The following is a 17,449-nucleotide window of genomic DNA, read 5'->3' on the forward strand; positions in this document are numbered from 1 at the left end:
CCCACCCTGCGCCCGACCTCCGTCGGAGCGCCCATCAAGAGGAGACGACAATGGCGCCCAGCTCCACCTCCAGATCCACCAGGAACACCAAGCCCCGCACCCGCTTCGTCATCGGCGTGAGCGCCGTCGCGATCACTGCACTGCTGTCGGGCTGCGCGAGCGGCGGCGACGCCGCCCCGAGCGGCTCATCGTCAGCGGGCGACGACGCGGCCGCCACGATCACCTTCGTCGGTTACGGCGGCGGCGGACAGGACGCGCAGATCGAGGCCTGGCAGGAGCCGTACACGAAGGCGCACCCGAACGTCACCTTCGTCAACACCTCCCCGCCCGACGTCGCCCAGGTGAAGGCGCAGGTCGAGAGCGGCTCCGTCCAGTGGGACGTCATGGCGACGGCACCCTACGCGGCCCAGCAGAACTGCGGCACGCTCTTCGAGAAGCTCGACCTCAGCGATGTCGATCAGACCGACCTCGTCGAAGGCACCGTCGGCGAGTGCTACCTCGGCAACTGGATCAACGCCACCCCGATCGCCTACCGCACCGACGCCTTCCCCAAGGGCAAGGGCCCGAAGACGGTCGCGGACTTCTTCGACGCCGAGCAGTTCCCCGGCCAGCGGGGCATCGTCACGAACCTGCAGAACGGCATCCTCGAGTACCCGCTCCTCGCCGACGGGGTGAAGCCCGACGACCTCTACCCGCTCGACGTGGACCGCGCCCTCGACAAGCTCGACGAGATCCGTGACGTCACCACCTTCGCACCGAACGTGGGTGCCCTGCAGCAGGCGGTCGAGGCGAACCAGGTGGACATGTTCCTCCTGCCCGACTCGAGGCTCGTCCCGCTGCTCCAAAGCGGGTTCGACATGACGATCGTGTGGGACGTGACCGTCGCCTCGCTGAACGCCTTCGCCATCCCGAAGGGTGCGCCGAACAAGCAGGCCGCCGTCGACTTCATCTCGAGCGTCGTCGAGCCCGAGCAGGTCGCGAAGATCTCGGAGCTGCTCGGGGTCGCCCCCGTCAACACGGCCGCGAAGCCGAAGCTGGACGAGTTCACCGAGCAGGTCGAGGTGTACGGTCCGACCAACACCGGCGAGACCGTGCTCCAGGACATCGACTGGTACACGGACAACTTCAACGACACGACGACGAAGCTGACCACCTGGCTCGCGGGGTGATCCCGTGACCCGCGCCGAGGCTCCACCCACCCGGGGATGTTCTCCAGCTGAACTACGATTCAGTCATGGCGAACATCGAGGGAACGGGCGAAGCATCCGGATCGGACATCCAGGCGGTGGACCGGGTCGGACAGATCTGCTCCCTGTTCGGCCCTCACACCACCGAGCTGACGGCGGCGGAGGTGGCCGAGCGGTTGGGACTCAACCGCACCACCGCGTACCGCTACTGCGCATCGATGGTGTCCGCCGGAATCCTCGACCGCGGCCCGCGGCGCAGCACCTTCGTCCTCGGCGGGCTCATGCTCCAGCTCGGTATCCACGCCCTGAGCCGCCGCCGGGTCACCGAGGTCGCACCACCACACCTCGCCGAGCTGAGTGCCGCCGTCCGGATGACGGCGGTGCTCAGCCTCTGGGGAGCACGCGGGCCGGTCGTCACGCTCGTCGAGGAGGACCGCACCCGCTCCGCCGTCGTGACGGTCCGGGCGGGCACCCTGCTCGATGCGACCGCCGCCCAGACCAGGGTGTTCCTGGCGCACCTGACGGACGAGCGCGCGTTCGGCTGGATGACCGAGGGGTCGACCTCGGCGCAGCGAGCCGAGCTGGAGGCGGCGGTCTACACCGCGCGTCGCTCCGGCTACTGCATCGCCTCCCAGTCCGGCGGCGTCTTCACCGCCGCAGCACCGGTGTTCGACGACTACGGCATCGCCGCGACCGTCGGACTGCTCGGTGCCGACCCCGACGCCGACCTCAGTGCCGGCTCCCCCATCATCACCGCGCTCCTGCGCACGACGACCGCGTTGAGCGACGACCTCCGCGGCAGACCGGACGGATCCACCGATGACCACTCCGAACTATGACGAGCTCACCAGAGCGACCCCGCCCGGATCCAGCTGGTCCGTCTTCGGGCCGGACGACGAGCTGGGAACCGTCAACTTCCTGACGCCGCAACGCGTCGCGGCGGCCGCCGGCCTCGTCCGGACCGGTCGACGGTTCGGGCTCGACCATCCGGTCACCGCGTTCGAGCCCTACCCGACGGGTACCCGACGCCCGCTCGAGCACCACGTGTTCTCGAACAACGAGTGGCACCGAGACGACTACCTGGACTCCTTCTACCTCCAGTCGTCGTCGCAGATCGATGCACTCCGGCACATCGGCCACCCGCAGCACGGCTTCTACAACGACCTGAGTCCGGAGGCGAACGATGCGACGTCGACCCGTCTCGGCGTGCACAACTGGGCCGACGCCGGCATCGCCGGTCGCGGGGTGCTGCTGGACATCCCGCGATACTTCGAGGCCACCGGCCGGGCCTACGACCCGTCGTCGACGATCGCGATCGACGCGCCGCTCCTCGATGCCATCGCCGAGCATCAGGGCGTGGTCTGGCGCGGCGGGGAGCTGCTCCTCCTCCGGACCGCGTGGGCCGAGCAGTACCTCGCGAAGACGCCGGCGGAGCGCCTTGCCACCCCGTGGCGACGGTCGCCGGGGCTGGCGCAGCGGACATCCGTGCTGCGCTGGCTGTGGGATCACGAGATCGCCCTGGTGGCCGCGGACAACCTCGCCGTCGAGGCGGATCCGGTCGTGGAGAGCGACTTCCGGTCGCCGGACGATCTGCCGCCCGAGCGTGGAGTCGACCACAGCGGCATGCTCCACCGACCACTCATCGCCCTGCTGGGCATGGCGCTCGGCGAGCTCTGGCGGCTGGACGAACTCGCGGCCGACTGCGCGGCCGACGGCGTCTACGAGTGCTTCGTCACCTGTGAGCCGCTCTACATCCCGGGCGGGGTGGGTTCACCGCCGAACGCGATCGCGATGAAGTGAACGGACGCGTGACGCCCGTGCACAAGCACTCAGGCGCGGGTCCTCACGCCATGCAGGGAGCCCACTCCTGGTTGGAGAGTTCCCGCTGCTCGTTCTCGGTCTGCAAGAGCCAACCGGTCTTCGTCGCGCCTCGGTACTGTCCGCTCACGAGGTCGGCGCACCAGGAGCGACCGTCGAAGGCCCACCGGACGAAACTCGCCTCACTCCCCTTGCGCAGGAGCGGGCGTTCGCGTTCTACCTGACTCATGTGTTCCATCTCGACGGTGGCTGACATATCTTCCAACCGTATCGAGGAATGCAGTCGGTGAACAGACTGCGCACGCTCATTGCGTTTCACGGCCACTTGCCCGAAAATACCCGGTCGCGCCCGGAAGCGGCGTCCTTCGACACCCTCTGAGATCGAGCGCAGCGGTCGTTCAGCCCACGAACACGCGGAGCGCCTCGTCGCTGAGCGTCCGGTCGGCGAACACGAGGCGCACGGCATCGGGATCCGGGTTGCCCGCGTCGGGGCCACGCCAGACGACCTCCAACCCCGCGCGCTCGGCAGCCCGTCGTGATCCCTCGTTGTGCTCCAGGAGGAACGCCACCACGGGCAGATCCGGTGCCGACGCCGATGCCGCGGCTCGCGCGGCCGCGATGAGCTCCTGTGCGTATCCGCGCCCCCAGGCCGCGGGCGCCAGACGGTAGTAGAGGTTCCAGGCGAGCCCTCCCCGCAGGCTCGGGCCACCGATGCCGACCAGGGCACCCGTCGCGGTGTCGCGCGCGACCCACACGTCGAGACCGTTCGCCTCCCAGCCGGCCTGGTACCGCTCGATCAGGTCGCGGGTCTCGGCGAGCGCCGTGTGTCGGGCGGACGGCAGGTGCGTCCAGACCGCGGGGTCGGCATGGAGCTCGTGGAGCTCCGGCAGGTCGCGCTCGGTGGGGCGGGCGAGCGTCAGTCGTTCCGTCAGGGTCGGCGGCGTCGCGTCGGTCATGCCTTCCATTCTGCGGTCTGGTCGACGGCTGCCCCACTCGATACCCTGAGCCCATGGCTGCGAAGAACGAACCGATCTCGGCGCGCGCGTGCGCGATCCTCAGTATCGCCATCGCCGCGTTCTCCATCTACCTCGTCGCCGCGACGGCGAGAGACGGCGGTTCATGGACGTTCTCGGTGCTCGCCTGCTTCGTGCCGCTGCTGTTCGCCGCCCAGGGCATCAGGATGAGTCGCCAACCCGGAGCGCCCTGGCCCACCTTCAGCCTCATCGGGTCGATCGTCGGCGGAGCACTCGGACTCGTGTCGTTCGCCGCGTTCGCCTGGTTGCTCGTGCGCTCCTGAGTGCAGCGACGCAGCGCGGCGTCGCCGCGTAGAGTCGTCCCCAGCGCCGACGGAGGAGGGCCATGCGACTGCACGTCGAGGAACACGGTCACGGACCGGTCCGGATCGCCCTCATCCACGGGTTCCTGGCCGACGGGGCCGCCTGGACCGACGTCGTCGCAGCGTCCGACCCGGAGCGGTACACGTTCCTGCTCGTCGACCTGCGCGGTCACGGCTCCAGCCCACGCGCCGATCGCACCCGGGGTGAGCGGTACGACATCGCCTCGCTCGCGGCCGACCTCGTCGAGACGTTGCCGACCGGCCTCGACGCGATCGTCGGCCATTCCCTCGGCGGGCGGCTCGTCATCGACATCGTCGGCCCCCTCCGTCCGGCGCGCGCGATCTACCTCGATCCCGGGTTCGGCCTGAAACTGCCGGGCCGAGGCCTCGGCGCACGACTGTTCTGGAGCATCCCCGGGCTGCCGCGGCTCTTGGCCTGGCTGTACGACCGCACGGATCCCGCGACGGGTCCCGCGAACGTCGCGCTCGCCGAGGCCGCCCATGCCGCGTGGGACCGCTCGATGGTCGCGGAGGTGCTGCAGGACGTCGCAGCGAATCCGGTGACCCCGGCGGCGCCGGCCGTCCCCTCGACGCTGGTGCTGTCGGACGACGCGAAGCTCGTCCTTCCGAGCAGCCACGTCCCTCGCTACGAACAGCTGGGCTGGACCGTCACGCGGTTCCCGGGGATCCGCCACGACATGGCGGCGCTCGACGGGGCACGGACCTTCGAGGTGATCCAGGCCTCGCTCTGAGCGTCAGCGGACAGGAGCACTTGTGCAGAGTGCCGGTTCGAGGATCGAATTCCTGCATCATGCACATTCTGCTGCGGGCGGGCCGTCAGTAACGTTGCCGCCACCCGCACCGCTCCCTCCCCCACTTCTGGAGACCAGCATGGCTCGCATGGCACACGCAGACGACTTCGCCCTGTCCCGCGTCCGTCCCGACGCACAGAAGCCCTGGTTCGGCATCGCCGTCCAGCGCTTCGGACAGGTGTCGGCCCTGTCCCAGTTCCTCCTCGGCGCCACCCTCGGCTACAGCATGACCTTCGGTGAGGCGTTCCTCGCGCTGCTCCTCGGCTCGATCATCCTCGAGGTGATCATGTGCATCGTCGGCATCATCGGCCAGAAGGAGGGCCTCAACACCGCGCTCCTCGCCCGCTGGACCGGCTTCGGAGAGGTCGGCGCCTCCCTCGTCGGACTCGCGATCGGCATCAGCCTCATCGGGTGGTTCGGCATTCAGAGCGCGATCTCCGCCGAATCGCTCGACGCCCTCCTGCCCGGCTTCATGCCGGTCTGGGCCTGGAGCCTCATCTTCGGCCTCGCCGTCACCGCCATCGTCGCCTACGGGTTCAAGGGCATGCAGTGGCTCGCGAACATCACCGTCCCGCTGTTCCTCATCCTCGTCGGCTGGTCGATCATCAGCGAACCCACCCAGCACGACTTCATGGAACTCGTCACCGGCCCGGCACCCGGCCCCACCATGAGCGTCTGGGCCGGCACCGGCATCGTCGCGGGCGGCCTCATCGTCGGCGCCATCATCACCGCCGACATGACCCGCTTCAACCGGTCCCGCGCCGACGTCATCAAGCAGACCGTCGTCGGCGTCTCGCTCGGTGAATTCGTCATCGGCCTCTCGGGCGTCCTGCTCGCCCACGCCGCCGCCTCTGGCAACGTCGTCGCGATCGTGACGTCCTCGGTCGGCCTCATCGGCCTCATCATCGTCATCACCGGGACGCTCAAGATCAACGACTGGAACCTGTACTCGTCGACGCTCGGCCTGGTCAACTTCATCTCGACCGCGTTCGGCAAGAACCTCAACCGCGTGACCACCACCATCGTGCTCGGTGTGGTCGGCTCCATCCTCGCGGCGGTCGGCATCCTCGGGCAGTTCTCCGGCTTCCTCATCATCCTCGGCGTCGCCTTCCCGCCCATCGCCGGCATCATGGTCGCCGAGTACTTCATCGTGAAGCGCTGGCGCGGCGAGCTCGACGAGACGCGCGCCTCGGGCCGCCTCCCCACGACCGCCCCGCGCATCGTCCCGGCGACCATCATCATCTGGGCCGTGTCCGCGATCACCGGCTACTTCGTCACCTGGGGCATCCCCGCCGTCCTGTCGCTCATCCTCTCGATGGTGCTGTACATCGCCGCCGGCAAGCTCGGCCTGGTCCGAGGTGTCGGCGTCGCCCACACCTCCCAGATCGAGGCGGACGTGACGACGGACAGCCCCGCCACCGCCTCGAGCTAACCTGCGGGACGTCCGTTCCACCCCGTCAGACCGTTCCACCGCACACCGCTCCACCGCACCAACAGAAAGCGAACCCCTCATATGCACATCGGTATCGATGTCGGCGGCACCAACACCGACGCCGTGCTCATGGACGGCACCACCACCCTGGCGGCCGTCAAGCACGCGACCACCCCGGACGTGACCGACGGGATCGTCCAGGCGATCGGCGAACTGCGGAGCGGCCACCACTTCGACGGTGATCAGATCACCGCGGTGATGATCGGCACGACGCACTTCATCAACGCCCTCGTGCAGGCCAAGCGGCTCGCACCCACCGCGGCACTGCGGCTCGGGCTCCCGGCGACCCGCGCGTTGCCGCCCCTCGTGGACTGGCCGGCCGAGCTCGTCGAGGCGATCAGTGCACGCAGCTACCTCGCGCACGGCGGCTACGAGTTCGACGGACGCCCCATCTCGCCGATCGACCCCGACGAGCTGCGGGCACACGCCGAGGACATGCGTGCGAACGGCATCCGCTCCGTCGCGATCTCCTCCGTCTTCAGCCCCGTCAACCACGACCTCGAGGTCGAGGCGGCGCGGATCGTCGGCGAGGTCCTCGGCCCGGACGTCGCCATCTCGCTCTCGCACGAGATCGGGCGCATCGGCCTCCTGGAACGCGAGAACGCGACGATCATCAACGCAGCCCTGCGCGAGCTCGCCTCGGAGATCGTCGATGGGCTCACCGCCGCCGTCCGGAAGCAGGGCATCGAGGCGCCCATCTTCCTCAGCCAGAACGACGGCACGCTCATGGACGAGGACTACGTGCGCCTCTACCCGGTCGCGACCTTCGCCTCAGGCCCCACCAACTCGATGCGCGGGGCGGCACTGACGAGCGGACTCGCGACCTGCGCGGTCGTCGACATCGGCGGCACCACGGCGGACATCGGGCTGCTGATCAACGGCTTCCCTCGCGAGACGGCGAACGAGGTCAAGGTCGCCGGCATCCGCACCAACTTCCGCATGCCCGACGTCCTGTCCATCGGGATCGGCGGCGGCAGCATCGTCGATGAGGAGACCGCCGAGGTCGGGCCGGCGTCCGTCGGGTACAAGCTCATGACCGAGGCCCTCGTCTTCGGCGGCAGCACCCTCACGGCGACGGACATCGCCGTGGCCGCCGGTCGCGCGTCGATCGGTGACGCGTCGAAGGTCGCGCACCTCGACCCGGCCTTCGTGGAGCGCGTCCTCGAGCGGATCGGCGAACGCATCGCCGAGGCCGTCGACCGCATGCGCACGTCCCCAGAGCCGATCCCCGTGGTGGCGGTCGGCGGTGGGTCGATCCTGCTCTCCGACGAACTCCCCATCTTCGGCGCCGTCCACCGGCCCGACAACTACGCCGTGGCGAATGCCATCGGTGCTTCCATCGCGCAGGTCGGGGGCGAGATCGACAAGGTCTACGCCATCGAACCCGGCCGGCGTGAGGAGGCGATCGCCGAGGTCCGTGCCGAGGCGATCGACAAGGCGATCGCGGCCGGCGCCTCCCCCGCGTCGGTCGCGATCGTCGACTTCGACGAGGTCCCGATCCCCTATCTCCCGGGGAACGCCACGCGCATCCGGGTGAAGGCCGTCGGCGACCTCGACATGGGAGGCCTCCGATGAGCTGGACCATCTCGGCCGAGCTCATCCCCGGCCTCGCCCGTGGCGCGGCCGTCCTCGGGACCGGCGGCGGCGGCGACCCGTACATCGGCGCGCTCCTCGCCGCGCAGGCGCTCCGCGAGCACGGCGACGTCACCGTCGTCACCCTCGACGAGGTCCCCGGGGACGCGCTCGTCCTCACCGTCGCGATGATGGGCGCCCCGACCGTCATGGTCGAGAAGCTGCCGAGCCTCACCGAGGTCGTCGCACCGGTCCACGCCCTCAGCGCGTCCCTCGGTCGCCCGGTCACGCACATCGCGTGCGCCGAGGTCGGCGGCGTGAACTCGACCATCCCGATCGCCGCGGCCGCAGCGCTCGGACTCCCCCTCATCGACGCCGACGGGATGGGGCGGGCCTTCCCCGAGCTGCAGATGGTGCTCCCGACCCTGTACGGGATCGACGCCTCCCCGCTCGCGTTCAGCGACGAGAAGGGGAACACGGGCGTCCTCACGACCGTCGACAACAGCTGGACGGAACGCATCGCCCGCGTCGCCTGTGTCGAGATGGGCTGCTCGGTCATGATCTCCGGCTTCCCGATGTCCGGTGCGCAGGCGCGCGAGGCGCTCGTCGCCGATTCGCTGTCGCTGTGCCGCGAGATCGGCGACGGCATCGAAGCGGCCCGAGCCGAGAAGGCCGACCCTGTGGAGCGGACCGTGCGGCTGCTCGGCGGTCGCGAGCTGTTCTCCGGCAAGGTCGTCGACGTCGAGCGCGCGACCACCACCGGGTTCGCCCGCGGTCGAGCCCGCATCGACGGCGTCGACGCGAGCCTGGAACTGTCGTTCCAGAACGAGCACCTCATGGCGGCACTCGACGGCGTCACCCTCGTGACGACGCCCGACCTCATCATGGTGCTCGAGCACGATTCCGGCGAGCCCATCACCACCGAGGGGCTCCGGTACGGGCAGCGCGTCCGCGTGATCTCGGCACCGAGCGACGACCGCTGGCACAGCCCCGAGGCGCTCGCGATGGTCGGGCCGGGGTACTTCGGGTACGAGGTGCCGTCGCACCGCTTCGACGGCACGGCCGAGACGCCTGCGCCTGACTCGCCGGAGGTCGCCGCATGAGCTGGACGCTGACCGCGGACGACCTGCCCGACCTCGCCCGAGGCGCCACGCTCCTCGGGACCGGTGGCGGCGGCGACCCGTACATCGGCATGATGCTCGTGAAACAGGTGCTCGGCGACCGCTCCATCACGATCCTCGACCCCGACGAGCTCGCCGACGACCTCTTCGTCATCCCCACCGCGCAGATGGGCGCTCCGACGGTCATGGTCGAGAAGATCCCGGCCGGCTTCGAACCGACCCTCGCCCTACGGACGCTCGAGGAACACCTCGGGCGCACCGCCGACGCGACCATGCCGATCGAGTGCGGTGGCATCAACTCGATGATCCCGCTCATCGTGGCCGCCGAGACCGGGCTGCCGGTCGTCGACGCCGACGGCATGGGCCGGGCCTTCCCGGAGCTCTCCATGGAGACCTTCGCGGTCTACGGCGTGCACGGTTCGCCGCTCGCCATCGCCGGGGAACGCGGCGAGCGCGTGATCATCGACACCGGCGACGACGACCGGCAGATGGAGTGGTTGGCGCGCGGTATCGCGATCCGCCTCGGCGGCGTCGCCCACATCGCCGAGTACGCGATGAGCGGGGCGGACGTGCGTCGCACCGCGGTACCGCGGACGATCTCGATGGCGCTGGCCCTCGGCCGGGCGATCCGGATCGCCCGCGAGGAACACCGTTCGCCGTTCGCCGCCATCGCCGACACCCTGTCCACGACGCTCTACTCCCACGTCCGGGAGCTGTTCGTCGGGAAAGTGGCCGACGTCGAGCGCCGCACCACCGAGGGCTTCGCCAAGGGCACGGCCGTCATCTGGTCGGCCGACCCGTCGAGCTCCGAACGCCTCGAGATCTCGTTCCAGAACGAGAACCTCATCGCCCGGTGGAACGGCGAGGTCGTCGCGATCGTGCCGGACCTCATCTGCATCGTCGACCACGAGACCGCCGAGCCGATCACCACAGAGGGCCTCCGCTACGGCCAACGCGTGCGGGTCCTCGGGATCTCGACGCCGGCACTCATGCGCACGCCGGACGCGCTGCGCGCCTTCGGGCCGAGCGCGTTCGGGCTGACGGAGCCGTTCGTCCCGGTCGAGGGCGAGGCGGCGGCTGCGGAAGCCGCGGATGCGTTCGCCGCTGGTCAGGCGGTCCGAGCCTAGGCTGAGGGCATGCCGACCCTCCTCGAGCGCGATCGCCTCCCCGCCCTGGCGACGGGGTTCGCGATCCTGGGCTCGGGAGGTGGCGGCGCGACGACGATGCTCGAGCTGGCGCTCCGCGACGAGCGCGCCTGGCCGTTCGACCTCCACAGCGTCGACGACCTCGATCCGGAGACCCCGTGTCTCGCCGTCGGCTTCGTCGGTTCCACGATGCTGCTCAGCGAGCGCCTCCCCGGCACGGATCCGTTCGGGCGGCTGATCGGAGCTGCGGAACGCTGGCTCGGACACCGCATCCCGGCCATCTGTTCGTTGGAGGGTGGCGGGGTCAACGGGCTCACCCCCTTCGCGTTCGCCGCAGGGCGGACCATCGTCGACGCTGATCTGACCGGACGCGCCGTCCCCTCGCTCGACCAGATGTCGATCCTCGTGGACGAGGTCCCGGGCATCGTCGTCACCTGCGACACCGGTGCCGGCGGGGTCGCCCTCGTCGAGACCGAGCGGGCCCTCGACATCGAACGCGTCGTCCGCGCGGCGATCGTACAGGCCGGTGGGAGCGGCGGCATGGTGTTCGCGGGCTTCACGGTGGGCGACCTCCAAGCGCACGCCATCGTCGGGAACGCCGCCCGGGCGCTCGAGCTGGGCGGAGCGTTCCTCGCGCGGATCGACGGCCCGCTGACCGCCCTGGCCGAGTCGCTGGGTGGACGGCTCCTCGCGGAGGGTCGGGTCAGCAGCATCGAGCCGGACTCCCGGGACCCGCACGTCCTCACCTTCGGGATCGACGGGAGCAGTGGCGCGCTGCACCGTCTCGTCGCCCGTTCCGAGACGCTCGCGTTCATGACGGACGGACGACTCGAAGCCGCCGCGCCGGACCTCATCGTCGTGGTCGACGCGGTCTCCCGGGACATCCTCGAGGTCACGGCGATCTCGATGGCGAGGCACGTCGCCGTCATCCGGGTCGACGGTCCGGAATGGTGGTCCGGCTCCCCGGAGCGACTCCGCCATGTACTCCCGTCCGCCTACGGCCTGAACGAGCTCGACGAGGTCCCGGCATGAGCGATCGCCTGCAGCTGGGCGCACTCCTCGCCCACCCCGACAATGGTGGCGTGCGGCTCGTCGCCGGCCCGGCCGACGCCAATTGGGCCGGCGTGGTGGTCGAGACGAACGAGGCGGCCCTCCCCGAGGACGGCGCCGGTCGACTCGCCGTGGTGACCGGCGTCCCACCCACGAGGCCGTGGCAGCAGGATGCGCTCGTCCGTCGCACCCGGGATCGTGGCTTCCTCGCCCTGGCGATCCCGGAGGCCGACGGCTTCGGCGCGGGGACGCGCGCGCTCGCCGACCGACTCGGCTTCTCGCTCCTGCACGTCGACCGACCGATGCTGCTCGCGAAGGCGTGTTGGCAGCTCGTCGAGGCCCGCGACTCCCTGACCCTCGGGTACGTCCGCAAGGTCGCGCAGTCCATCGAGTACCACGCCGAGGGCCTGGCCGACCTCCTCCGCCACCTTTCGACGAGTATCGGCCACGGGATCGCCCTCATCGACAGCGAGGGGGTCTTGCTCGAGGCCGGCGGGCGGTTGCCGTCCGAGGTGCACGCGGCGATCGACTTCGGCCCCTGGGTCGACCTGACGAAGGCCGGGCGCGGCGCTGCGGCATCGGTCCGGGTGGACAGCCCGAGTCGGGAGGGCCTCCGGGTCGCGTTCTTCGGGGACGGACTCGACGACCGACAACTGAGCGCGCTCGCGGTCGCCGCCGAGGTCGCCATGCCCGCCGTCGCGGCGCGGATCCTCATCGACGAGGTGGCCGAGGTCAGTGACGCGTCCGTGTCGTCCGGCGTCCTGCGGGACTTCGTGGACCTCCGAGGCCGCCCCGATCCCGACGTCGAACGTCGCATGCTCGAGCGGGGCTGGCGGACGACCGGCTACCACCTCGCGTTCCGCATCGTCGGCCGGAGCCGGGTGGACGCCCTGCAACTCCTCCGCTTCGTCACCGGCGCGCTCGGTCGGATCGCCGTGGACTCCCACGCGACGACGAGCGGGCGCGGGGTGAGCGGTTGGCTGACCTTCGCCGAACCGCCGGAGCCGCCGCAGGTCGAGCGGTACATCGCCGCCCTCCGCGACCTGCACGTTGAGGCGCGGCGATCGTTCAACGTCGCGACGGCCGTCGGGTCGCTGGCGAGCGGATCGGCGGGTCTCACCTCATCACTCGGGGAGGCGTCCGACGCGGTGCGCATCGCCGCGAACCGGTCGACGACGGGCTGGTTCGTGCGGGTGGACGGCCTCGGCCTGGAACAGCTGCTGCTCGCGTGGACCGGCAACGACACCTTCGTCCCGGCTGCACGGTCGCTCCTCGCCCCGTTGCAGACCGGCAACGGCGAGCTGCTGACGACGCTGTCCGCCTACCTCGACCACGAGTCCGCGGTCGCGCCGACCGCCGCCGCACTCGGGCTGCACCGCAACACCGTCGCGACGCGGATCACCCGCGCGCAGGAGCTCCTCGGCGTCGACATGGCGGACCCGGAGGTGCGCCTCGCGCTCCACCTCGCCTGCCGCGCCGTGCGGTGAGCGTGGGTCGCTGAGTCGCCCAGAACTGCACAGAGATCGCCCGGCTCCGAACAGATCCGGGCGACTCAGCGGCTCAGACCGCCGTCGCGGTGAACTGCATCCGTGGATTCGCGTAGAACTCCTGTGCCTCGACGAGCTGCAGCTCGCGCTGGCCCGAGCGGTACGTGAGCTCGACGAGGTCGAACACACTCGACGCCGTGCGCTCGAGGGCGAGCTTCGCGTCGCGGGTCTCGCCGTAGTGCGCGGCGAACAGGGCGGCCGTCACGTCGCCCGAGCCGTTCGCCTTGAACGGCAGCAACGGCGTCTGCACGATCCACCGGCCGGCGTCGTCCACGACGAGCATCTCGATCGTCTCCGGGTCGCGGTCGGGACGCTCGACGCTCGTCACCAGGACGACCGACGGGCCCATCGCGCGGGCAAGTTCGACCGACGCCAGCGTCGACTCCAGCGAGCCGGGCTCGGTACCCGTGAGGAAGCCGAGCTCGAACTGGTTCGGCGTGATGATGTCGGCGTTCGGCACGACGCGGTCGCGCAGCAGGTCGGGGATCTCCGGGGCGACGAAGCACCCGGACTTCGCGTTGCCCATGACCGGGTCGCACGCGTACAGCGCGTCGGGGTTCCCCGCCTTGACCCGCTGCACCGCGTCCACGATGACATCTCCGATGCCGACGCCGCCCTGGTAGCCCGAGAGCACGACGTCGATCTGCGGGAACGCACCGCGCTCCTCGACACCGGTGATGACCTCGCCGACCTGCTCGGGCGAGATGAGCGGGCCGCGCCACGCGCCGTACCCGGTGTGGTTCGAGAAGTTCACCGTGTTGACCGGGATCACCTCGACGCCGATGCGCTGGAGGGGGAACACGGCCGCGGAGTTGCCGACGTGCCCGTAGGCCACGGCTGACTGGATGGAGAGGATCTTCACGATGTCGCAATCACGATGGGGAGGCCGCCGCGGACACTGCGTTCGTGGCGGGCATGGACGGTGCCTGCAAGGACTCAACGATACTCTTCCGCCGCCTGCAGAACCCACGTGCCACGTCAACCCACGGACCGGATCCCCCTCGCGCCTGCCTCCGCTCCTATGCTGATCGGATGACGACACCTGAGAGCACGACCGCGCCGAGCGACACGACGGCGACCAAGATCGCCGCCGTCATCTACAACCCCGTGAAGGTCGACCTCGACGTGCTCCGCGAATCGGTCGAACGGTCCGCCGCCGATGCGGGCTGGGGCGAGTCGCTCTGGTTCGAGACGTCGGTGGAGGATGTGGGCCAGGGCGTCACCGCCGAGGCGATCGCCGCGAAGGTCGACCTCGTCATCGCGGCCGGCGGCGACGGCACGGTCCGCGCGGTCTCGGAGGCCCTGCGCGGGAGCGACATCCCCCTCGCGTTGCTGCCGTCCGGCACCGGCAACCTGCTCGCGCGCAACCTCGACCTCACCCTCAACGACCTGCCCGGCTCCGTCATCGCGGCGTTCACCGGCGAGGACAAGGCGATCGACCTCGGTGTCATCGACATCGAGCGCGCCGACCACTCACGCGACCGCCACGTGTTCGTCGTCATGGCCGGCATGGGCATCGACGCGAAGATGATCAAGAACACCGACGACGACCTCAAGGCGAAGGCCGGCTGGGCCGCCTACGTCGACGCGATCGTGAAGTCGCTGCGCGATCCGGACGAGCTGCACCTCCGGTTCCGGATCGACGACGAGCCGCAGGTGCGCGCCACCGTGCACACCGTCATCATCGGCAACTGCGGCTCGCTGCCCGCCAACATCCTGCTGCTGCCGGACGCGGTCGTCGACGACGGACTGTTCGACCTCATGTTCATGCGCCCCGGTGGGATCCTCGGCTGGATCCGCATCTGGGCGAAAGTCGCGTGGGTGAACGGTGTCCTGCGACGGACGAAGACCGGCCGGGCGTTGGCCGGCAAGAAGAAGGACGACGACGACCTCCAGTACGGCACGGCGAAGCGGTTCGTCGCCCGCATGTCGAAGCCGGAGGAGATCGAACTCGACGGCGACGGCTTCGGTAAGGCCATCGCGATCAACACCTGGATCGAGCCGGGTGCCCTCACCGTCCGCGTTCCGGCCGCGGCGGAGTAGCTCGCGCGCCCTCAGCTCACCGCTGTGCGTGGGGTGACCCGCCGGGCCCAGAGCAGCACGGGGATGAGCAGCAGGGCGAGCACGCCACCCGCGATCGACAGCGCGCCGTAGCCGACACCCGCCATCACGACGCCGGACATGACGCCGGCTCCGGCACCGGCGAGCGCGATGAGGACGTCGAGCGTGCCCTGGGTGCGTGCCCGGTTGGCGGGCACGGTGTGGTCGACGACGAGCGCGGTGCCCGCGATGAGCCCGAAGTTCCAGCCGAGTCCGAGGAGGGCGAGCGCCAGGATGAGGAGGCCGAGCGAGTCCGCCGGCGCGAGTGCTCCCGTGACACCGGCGAGCAAGAGGGTCACGCCGGCGGCGATCGCCATCGGGGTGCGGCCGATCCGGTCGACGAGGACACCGGTCACGAGCGAGGGGAGGTACATCGCGGCGATGTGGATCCCGATCACGAGTCCGACCTCGCCGAGGCCGTGGTGGTGGGCCCGCATGTGTACCGGGGTCATGGTCATCACCGCGACCATGGCGACCTGCGTGACCACCATGACCGCGGCGCCGACGTAGGCACCGACGCCGGGACGCGGGCGTGCGGCGGTCGTCGGAGATGCCAGCTTCGACCCCGCCTGCTCCGCGGCGGTCTGCTCCACCTCCAGCTGCGCGAGCTCGGCATCGAGACGGCGGGCGAGGAGGAACGGGTCCGGTCTGAGCAGTTTGAGCAACGCCGTCCCCGCCGCGAGGTAGGCGACCGCAGCGAGCAGGAACGGCCCGGCGAGCGACGGCAGTCCGAGGCCGGTCGCGAACGCCCCCAACGGCTCGACGAGGTTGGGCCCGGCGACGGCGCCGAGTGTCGTCGACACCATCGCGACGCTGACCGCCGAACCACGTCGGGCCGGGGTCGCGAGGTCGGTGCCGGCGTAGCGCGCCTGGAGGTTGGTGGCCGTGCCAGCGCCGTAGACGAAGAGCGACAGGAAGAGCAGCGGCACCAGTGCGGTGGTGGCGGCCACGACCACTCCGATCGCACCGACGCCGCCCGCCGCGAATCCGAGTCCGAGCCCGATGCGCCGGCCGAGCCGCTGGGTGACGCGCCCGACGAGGAAGGCGGTGAGCGCGGAGCCGAGGGTGAGGAGCGCGGCTGCGACGCCCGCGAGGCTCATGCTGCCGAGGACGTCCTGCACGAGGAGCGCCCCGACCGTCACCCCGGCGGCGAGACCGGCGCCGCCGAGGACCTGGCTGATGACGACGACCGTGAGTGTCCGCCGCTGGACGCGGGCTCGCTCGGCGGCGATGGCAGCTCTGGCGTCGGAATCCCGGGAATCGCTCTCTCCGCGCTCGCCCATGCTCCGACCGTCAGCGTCGCGTGGAGATGCGACCGTAGGCGTCGACCGTCACGATGAGCGACTCGACCTTGCGGTTCACGACGCGGATGATCACGACGATGAGCCAGAGCCCGCCGGTGAGGAGCGTCAGGATCAGGTTCCAGAACCAACCGATGCGCTTCTGTCGCTGCAGCACGGCCTGCTGGCCCTGCACCGACGACACCGTCCAACCGCGCGCGGCGTAGCGGGCGACTTCGGCGTTCAGGACGGCGGTGAGCTGCTCCATCGGGAGCGGTGTGGAGGAGGACATGCCTCGAATCTACCCGTCGCGGGCGCCAGGCCCGCGAGCCCGACACCGCCGGTGCCTGAGCTCGTCGAAGGGCACCCCGGCTCCCCACGGCCGACCCCCTGAACCCGACATCACCGGTCCCTGAGCCCAACACCACCGGTCCCTGAGCTTGTCGAAGGGCGCTCTACGATCGATGTATGCGCATCCGTCTCGCCGAACCCGCCGACCTGCCTGGCGTCCTCGCCATCCACACCGACGCCGTCGCGAACGGTGTCGCGATCTGGACCGAGGTCACACCCGACCTCGCCGAGCGCGAGGCATGGCTCGCCCGCCACCAGGAGCCGGGCCGGGTCGCGCTCGTCGCCGTCGCCGACGGCCCAGACGACGCCCTCCCCGAGGGTGACGTCCTCGCCTACGGCAGTTACGGTCCGTACGCCGCGAAGGACGGGTACCGCCACACCGTCGAGAACTCCGTGTACGTGCACCCGGACGCACAGGGGCGCGGCCTCGGCAAGGCGCTCATGGTCGAGTTGCTGGAACGTGCCACGGCCGACGGCCACCACGTCATGCTCGCCCTCATCGAGGCCGAGAACACCGCATCGATCGCCCTGCACACGAAGCTCGGGTTCGAGCAGGTCGGCCTGCTGCCGGAGGTCGGGACGAAGTTCGGCCGCTGGCTCGACCTCGCCATCCTGCGCCGCACGCTCGCCTGAGCGGG

Annotated in this window: 18 protein-coding genes; 13 read left to right on the forward strand and 5 right to left on the reverse strand. The window is 70.3% G+C overall.

Annotated features, from left to right (window positions below; genetic code table 11):
* The first annotated feature begins 50 nt into the window (after positions 1-50).
* The 3 genes from BIU99_RS12255 to BIU99_RS12265 all read left to right on the forward strand — a co-directional run bounded on the left by BIU99_RS12255 (position 51) and on the right by BIU99_RS12265 (position 2,987).
* Positions 51-1,169, forward strand: coding sequence for an extracellular solute-binding protein (locus tag BIU99_RS12255; RefSeq protein ID WP_083397327.1), 1,119 nt, complete (start codon positions 51-53; stop codon positions 1,167-1,169).
* Between the two features lie 65 nt (positions 1,170-1,234).
* Entirely contained in the window at positions 1,235-2,026 is a 792-nt protein-coding gene (locus BIU99_RS12260) for an IclR family transcriptional regulator (protein WP_071261436.1), read from the forward strand.
* Positions 2,007-2,987, forward strand: a complete 981-nt coding sequence (locus tag BIU99_RS12265; protein ID WP_071261438.1) for a cyclase family protein — start codon at positions 2,007-2,009, stop codon at positions 2,985-2,987. Before BIU99_RS12260 ends, BIU99_RS12265 begins: the two co-directional genes overlap by 20 nt.
* A gap of 43 nt (positions 2,988-3,030) precedes the next feature.
* On the opposite strand, the gene BIU99_RS12270 is transcribed toward BIU99_RS12265, so the two are convergent.
* Both BIU99_RS12270 and BIU99_RS12275 read right to left on the reverse strand, forming a co-directional pair.
* Complete coding sequence (locus BIU99_RS12270) at positions 3,031-3,234, reverse strand: hypothetical protein (RefSeq protein ID WP_124768057.1); 204 nt, start codon at positions 3,232-3,234, stop codon at positions 3,031-3,033.
* A 169-nt stretch (positions 3,235-3,403) separates the two neighbouring features.
* Positions 3,404-3,961 (reverse strand): GNAT family N-acetyltransferase, encoded by a 558-nt coding sequence (locus BIU99_RS12275; protein WP_071261439.1) that lies wholly within the window; start codon positions 3,959-3,961, stop codon positions 3,404-3,406.
* Between the two features lie 53 nt (positions 3,962-4,014).
* Between BIU99_RS12275 and BIU99_RS12280 the strand changes: the two genes are divergently transcribed.
* The 8 genes from BIU99_RS12280 (at position 4,015) to BIU99_RS12315 (ending at position 13,020) form a co-directional block, all read left to right on the forward strand.
* Positions 4,015-4,302 carry a hypothetical protein gene (locus BIU99_RS12280; RefSeq protein WP_071261441.1) on the forward strand — a complete coding sequence of 96 codons (288 nt, stop codon included), beginning with the start codon at positions 4,015-4,017 and terminating at the stop codon, positions 4,300-4,302.
* 62 nt (positions 4,303-4,364) lie between these two features.
* A complete protein-coding gene (locus BIU99_RS12285; protein WP_071261443.1) occupies positions 4,365-5,093 on the forward strand; it encodes an alpha/beta hydrolase in 729 nt (242 codons plus the stop codon).
* Positions 5,094-5,232: 139 nt separating this feature from the next.
* Positions 5,233-6,585 carry a cytosine permease gene (locus BIU99_RS12290; protein ID WP_071261444.1) on the forward strand — a complete coding sequence of 451 codons (1,353 nt, stop codon included), beginning with the start codon at positions 5,233-5,235 and terminating at the stop codon, positions 6,583-6,585.
* Between the two features lie 81 nt (positions 6,586-6,666).
* The gene (locus BIU99_RS12295) at positions 6,667-8,220 is read left to right on the forward strand and encodes a hydantoinase/oxoprolinase N-terminal domain-containing protein (protein ID WP_064295392.1); all 1,554 of its coding nucleotides are present in this window, start codon (positions 6,667-6,669) and stop codon (positions 8,218-8,220) included.
* A complete protein-coding gene (locus tag BIU99_RS12300) occupies positions 8,217-9,320 on the forward strand; it encodes a DUF917 domain-containing protein (protein ID WP_064295393.1) in 1,104 nt (367 codons plus the stop codon). Before BIU99_RS12295 ends, BIU99_RS12300 begins: the two co-directional genes overlap by 4 nt.
* Positions 9,317-10,465: a DUF917 domain-containing protein gene (locus tag BIU99_RS12305; RefSeq protein ID WP_064295394.1), complete on the forward strand. Its 1,149-nt coding sequence runs from the start codon at positions 9,317-9,319 to the stop codon at positions 10,463-10,465. Before BIU99_RS12300 ends, BIU99_RS12305 begins: the two co-directional genes overlap by 4 nt.
* 9 nt (positions 10,466-10,474) lie before the next feature.
* A complete protein-coding gene (locus BIU99_RS12310) occupies positions 10,475-11,515 on the forward strand; it encodes a DUF917 domain-containing protein (RefSeq protein ID WP_064295395.1) in 1,041 nt (346 codons plus the stop codon).
* Positions 11,512-13,020 (forward strand): CdaR family transcriptional regulator, encoded by a 1,509-nt coding sequence (locus BIU99_RS12315; protein ID WP_064295396.1) that lies wholly within the window; start codon positions 11,512-11,514, stop codon positions 13,018-13,020. Before BIU99_RS12310 ends, BIU99_RS12315 begins: the two co-directional genes overlap by 4 nt.
* Positions 13,021-13,093: 73 nt before the next feature.
* Here the strand turns inward: BIU99_RS12315 and pdxY are convergent, their stop codons facing one another.
* Positions 13,094-13,942: a pyridoxal kinase PdxY gene (pdxY, locus tag BIU99_RS12320; protein ID WP_071261445.1), complete on the reverse strand. Its 849-nt coding sequence runs from the start codon at positions 13,940-13,942 to the stop codon at positions 13,094-13,096.
* 170 nt (positions 13,943-14,112) lie between these two features.
* On the opposite strand from pdxY, the gene BIU99_RS12325 reads away from it, so the two are divergent.
* Positions 14,113-15,123 carry a diacylglycerol kinase family protein gene (locus tag BIU99_RS12325; RefSeq protein WP_064295398.1) on the forward strand — a complete coding sequence of 337 codons (1,011 nt, stop codon included), beginning with the start codon at positions 14,113-14,115 and terminating at the stop codon, positions 15,121-15,123.
* Between the two features lie 11 nt (positions 15,124-15,134).
* On the opposite strand, the gene BIU99_RS12330 is transcribed toward BIU99_RS12325, so the two are convergent.
* Together BIU99_RS12330 and BIU99_RS12335 are read right to left on the reverse strand one after the other, a co-directional pair.
* Complete coding sequence (locus BIU99_RS12330; RefSeq protein WP_071261447.1) at positions 15,135-16,463, reverse strand: MFS transporter; 1,329 nt, start codon at positions 16,461-16,463, stop codon at positions 15,135-15,137.
* Between the two features lie 10 nt (positions 16,464-16,473).
* Positions 16,474-16,752: a hypothetical protein gene (locus BIU99_RS12335; protein WP_064295400.1), complete on the reverse strand. Its 279-nt coding sequence runs from the start codon at positions 16,750-16,752 to the stop codon at positions 16,474-16,476.
* Between the two features lie 176 nt (positions 16,753-16,928).
* On the opposite strand from BIU99_RS12335, the gene BIU99_RS12340 reads away from it, so the two are divergent.
* Positions 16,929-17,444 carry a GNAT family N-acetyltransferase gene (locus BIU99_RS12340; protein ID WP_071261448.1) on the forward strand — a complete coding sequence of 172 codons (516 nt, stop codon included), beginning with the start codon at positions 16,929-16,931 and terminating at the stop codon, positions 17,442-17,444.
* The last annotated feature ends 5 nt before the right edge of the window (positions 17,445-17,449 follow it).

Source organism: Plantibacter sp. MMLR14_011, from assembly GCF_001865025.1.
Lineage (GTDB): Bacteria > Actinomycetota > Actinomycetes > Actinomycetales > Microbacteriaceae > Plantibacter > Plantibacter flavus_A.

Excerpts from the sequence above, each read along its gene's own strand:
- BIU99_RS12315 (WP_064295396.1), top strand. The coding sequence starts at position 11,512 with ATGAGCGATCGCCTGCAGCTGGGCGCACTCCTCGCCCACCCCGACAAT.
- BIU99_RS12325 (WP_064295398.1), top strand. The coding sequence starts at position 14,113 with ATGACGACACCTGAGAGCACGACCGCGCCGAGCGACACGACGGCGACC.
- BIU99_RS12305 (WP_064295394.1), top strand. The coding sequence starts at position 9,317 with ATGAGCTGGACGCTGACCGCGGACGACCTGCCCGACCTCGCCCGAGGC.
- BIU99_RS12340 (WP_071261448.1), top strand. The coding sequence starts at position 16,929 with ATGCGCATCCGTCTCGCCGAACCCGCCGACCTGCCTGGCGTCCTCGCC.
- BIU99_RS12300 (WP_064295393.1), top strand. The coding sequence starts at position 8,217 with ATGAGCTGGACCATCTCGGCCGAGCTCATCCCCGGCCTCGCCCGTGGC.
- BIU99_RS12270 (WP_124768057.1), bottom strand. The coding sequence starts at position 3,234 with ATGAGTCAGGTAGAACGCGAACGCCCGCTCCTGCGCAAGGGGAGTGAG.
- BIU99_RS12290 (WP_071261444.1), top strand. The coding sequence starts at position 5,233 with ATGGCTCGCATGGCACACGCAGACGACTTCGCCCTGTCCCGCGTCCGT.
- BIU99_RS12310 (WP_064295395.1), top strand. The coding sequence starts at position 10,475 with ATGCCGACCCTCCTCGAGCGCGATCGCCTCCCCGCCCTGGCGACGGGG.
- BIU99_RS12280 (WP_071261441.1), top strand. The coding sequence starts at position 4,015 with ATGGCTGCGAAGAACGAACCGATCTCGGCGCGCGCGTGCGCGATCCTC.
- BIU99_RS12330 (WP_071261447.1), bottom strand. The coding sequence starts at position 16,463 with ATGGGCGAGCGCGGAGAGAGCGATTCCCGGGATTCCGACGCCAGAGCT.
- BIU99_RS12260 (WP_071261436.1), top strand. The coding sequence starts at position 1,235 with ATGGCGAACATCGAGGGAACGGGCGAAGCATCCGGATCGGACATCCAG.
- BIU99_RS12295 (WP_064295392.1), top strand. The coding sequence starts at position 6,667 with ATGCACATCGGTATCGATGTCGGCGGCACCAACACCGACGCCGTGCTC.
- BIU99_RS12335 (WP_064295400.1), bottom strand. The coding sequence starts at position 16,752 with ATGTCCTCCTCCACACCGCTCCCGATGGAGCAGCTCACCGCCGTCCTG.
- BIU99_RS12275 (WP_071261439.1), bottom strand. The coding sequence starts at position 3,961 with ATGACCGACGCGACGCCGCCGACCCTGACGGAACGACTGACGCTCGCC.
- BIU99_RS12285 (WP_071261443.1), top strand. The coding sequence starts at position 4,365 with ATGCGACTGCACGTCGAGGAACACGGTCACGGACCGGTCCGGATCGCC.
- BIU99_RS12255 (WP_083397327.1), top strand. The coding sequence starts at position 51 with ATGGCGCCCAGCTCCACCTCCAGATCCACCAGGAACACCAAGCCCCGC.
- BIU99_RS12265 (WP_071261438.1), top strand. The coding sequence starts at position 2,007 with ATGACCACTCCGAACTATGACGAGCTCACCAGAGCGACCCCGCCCGGA.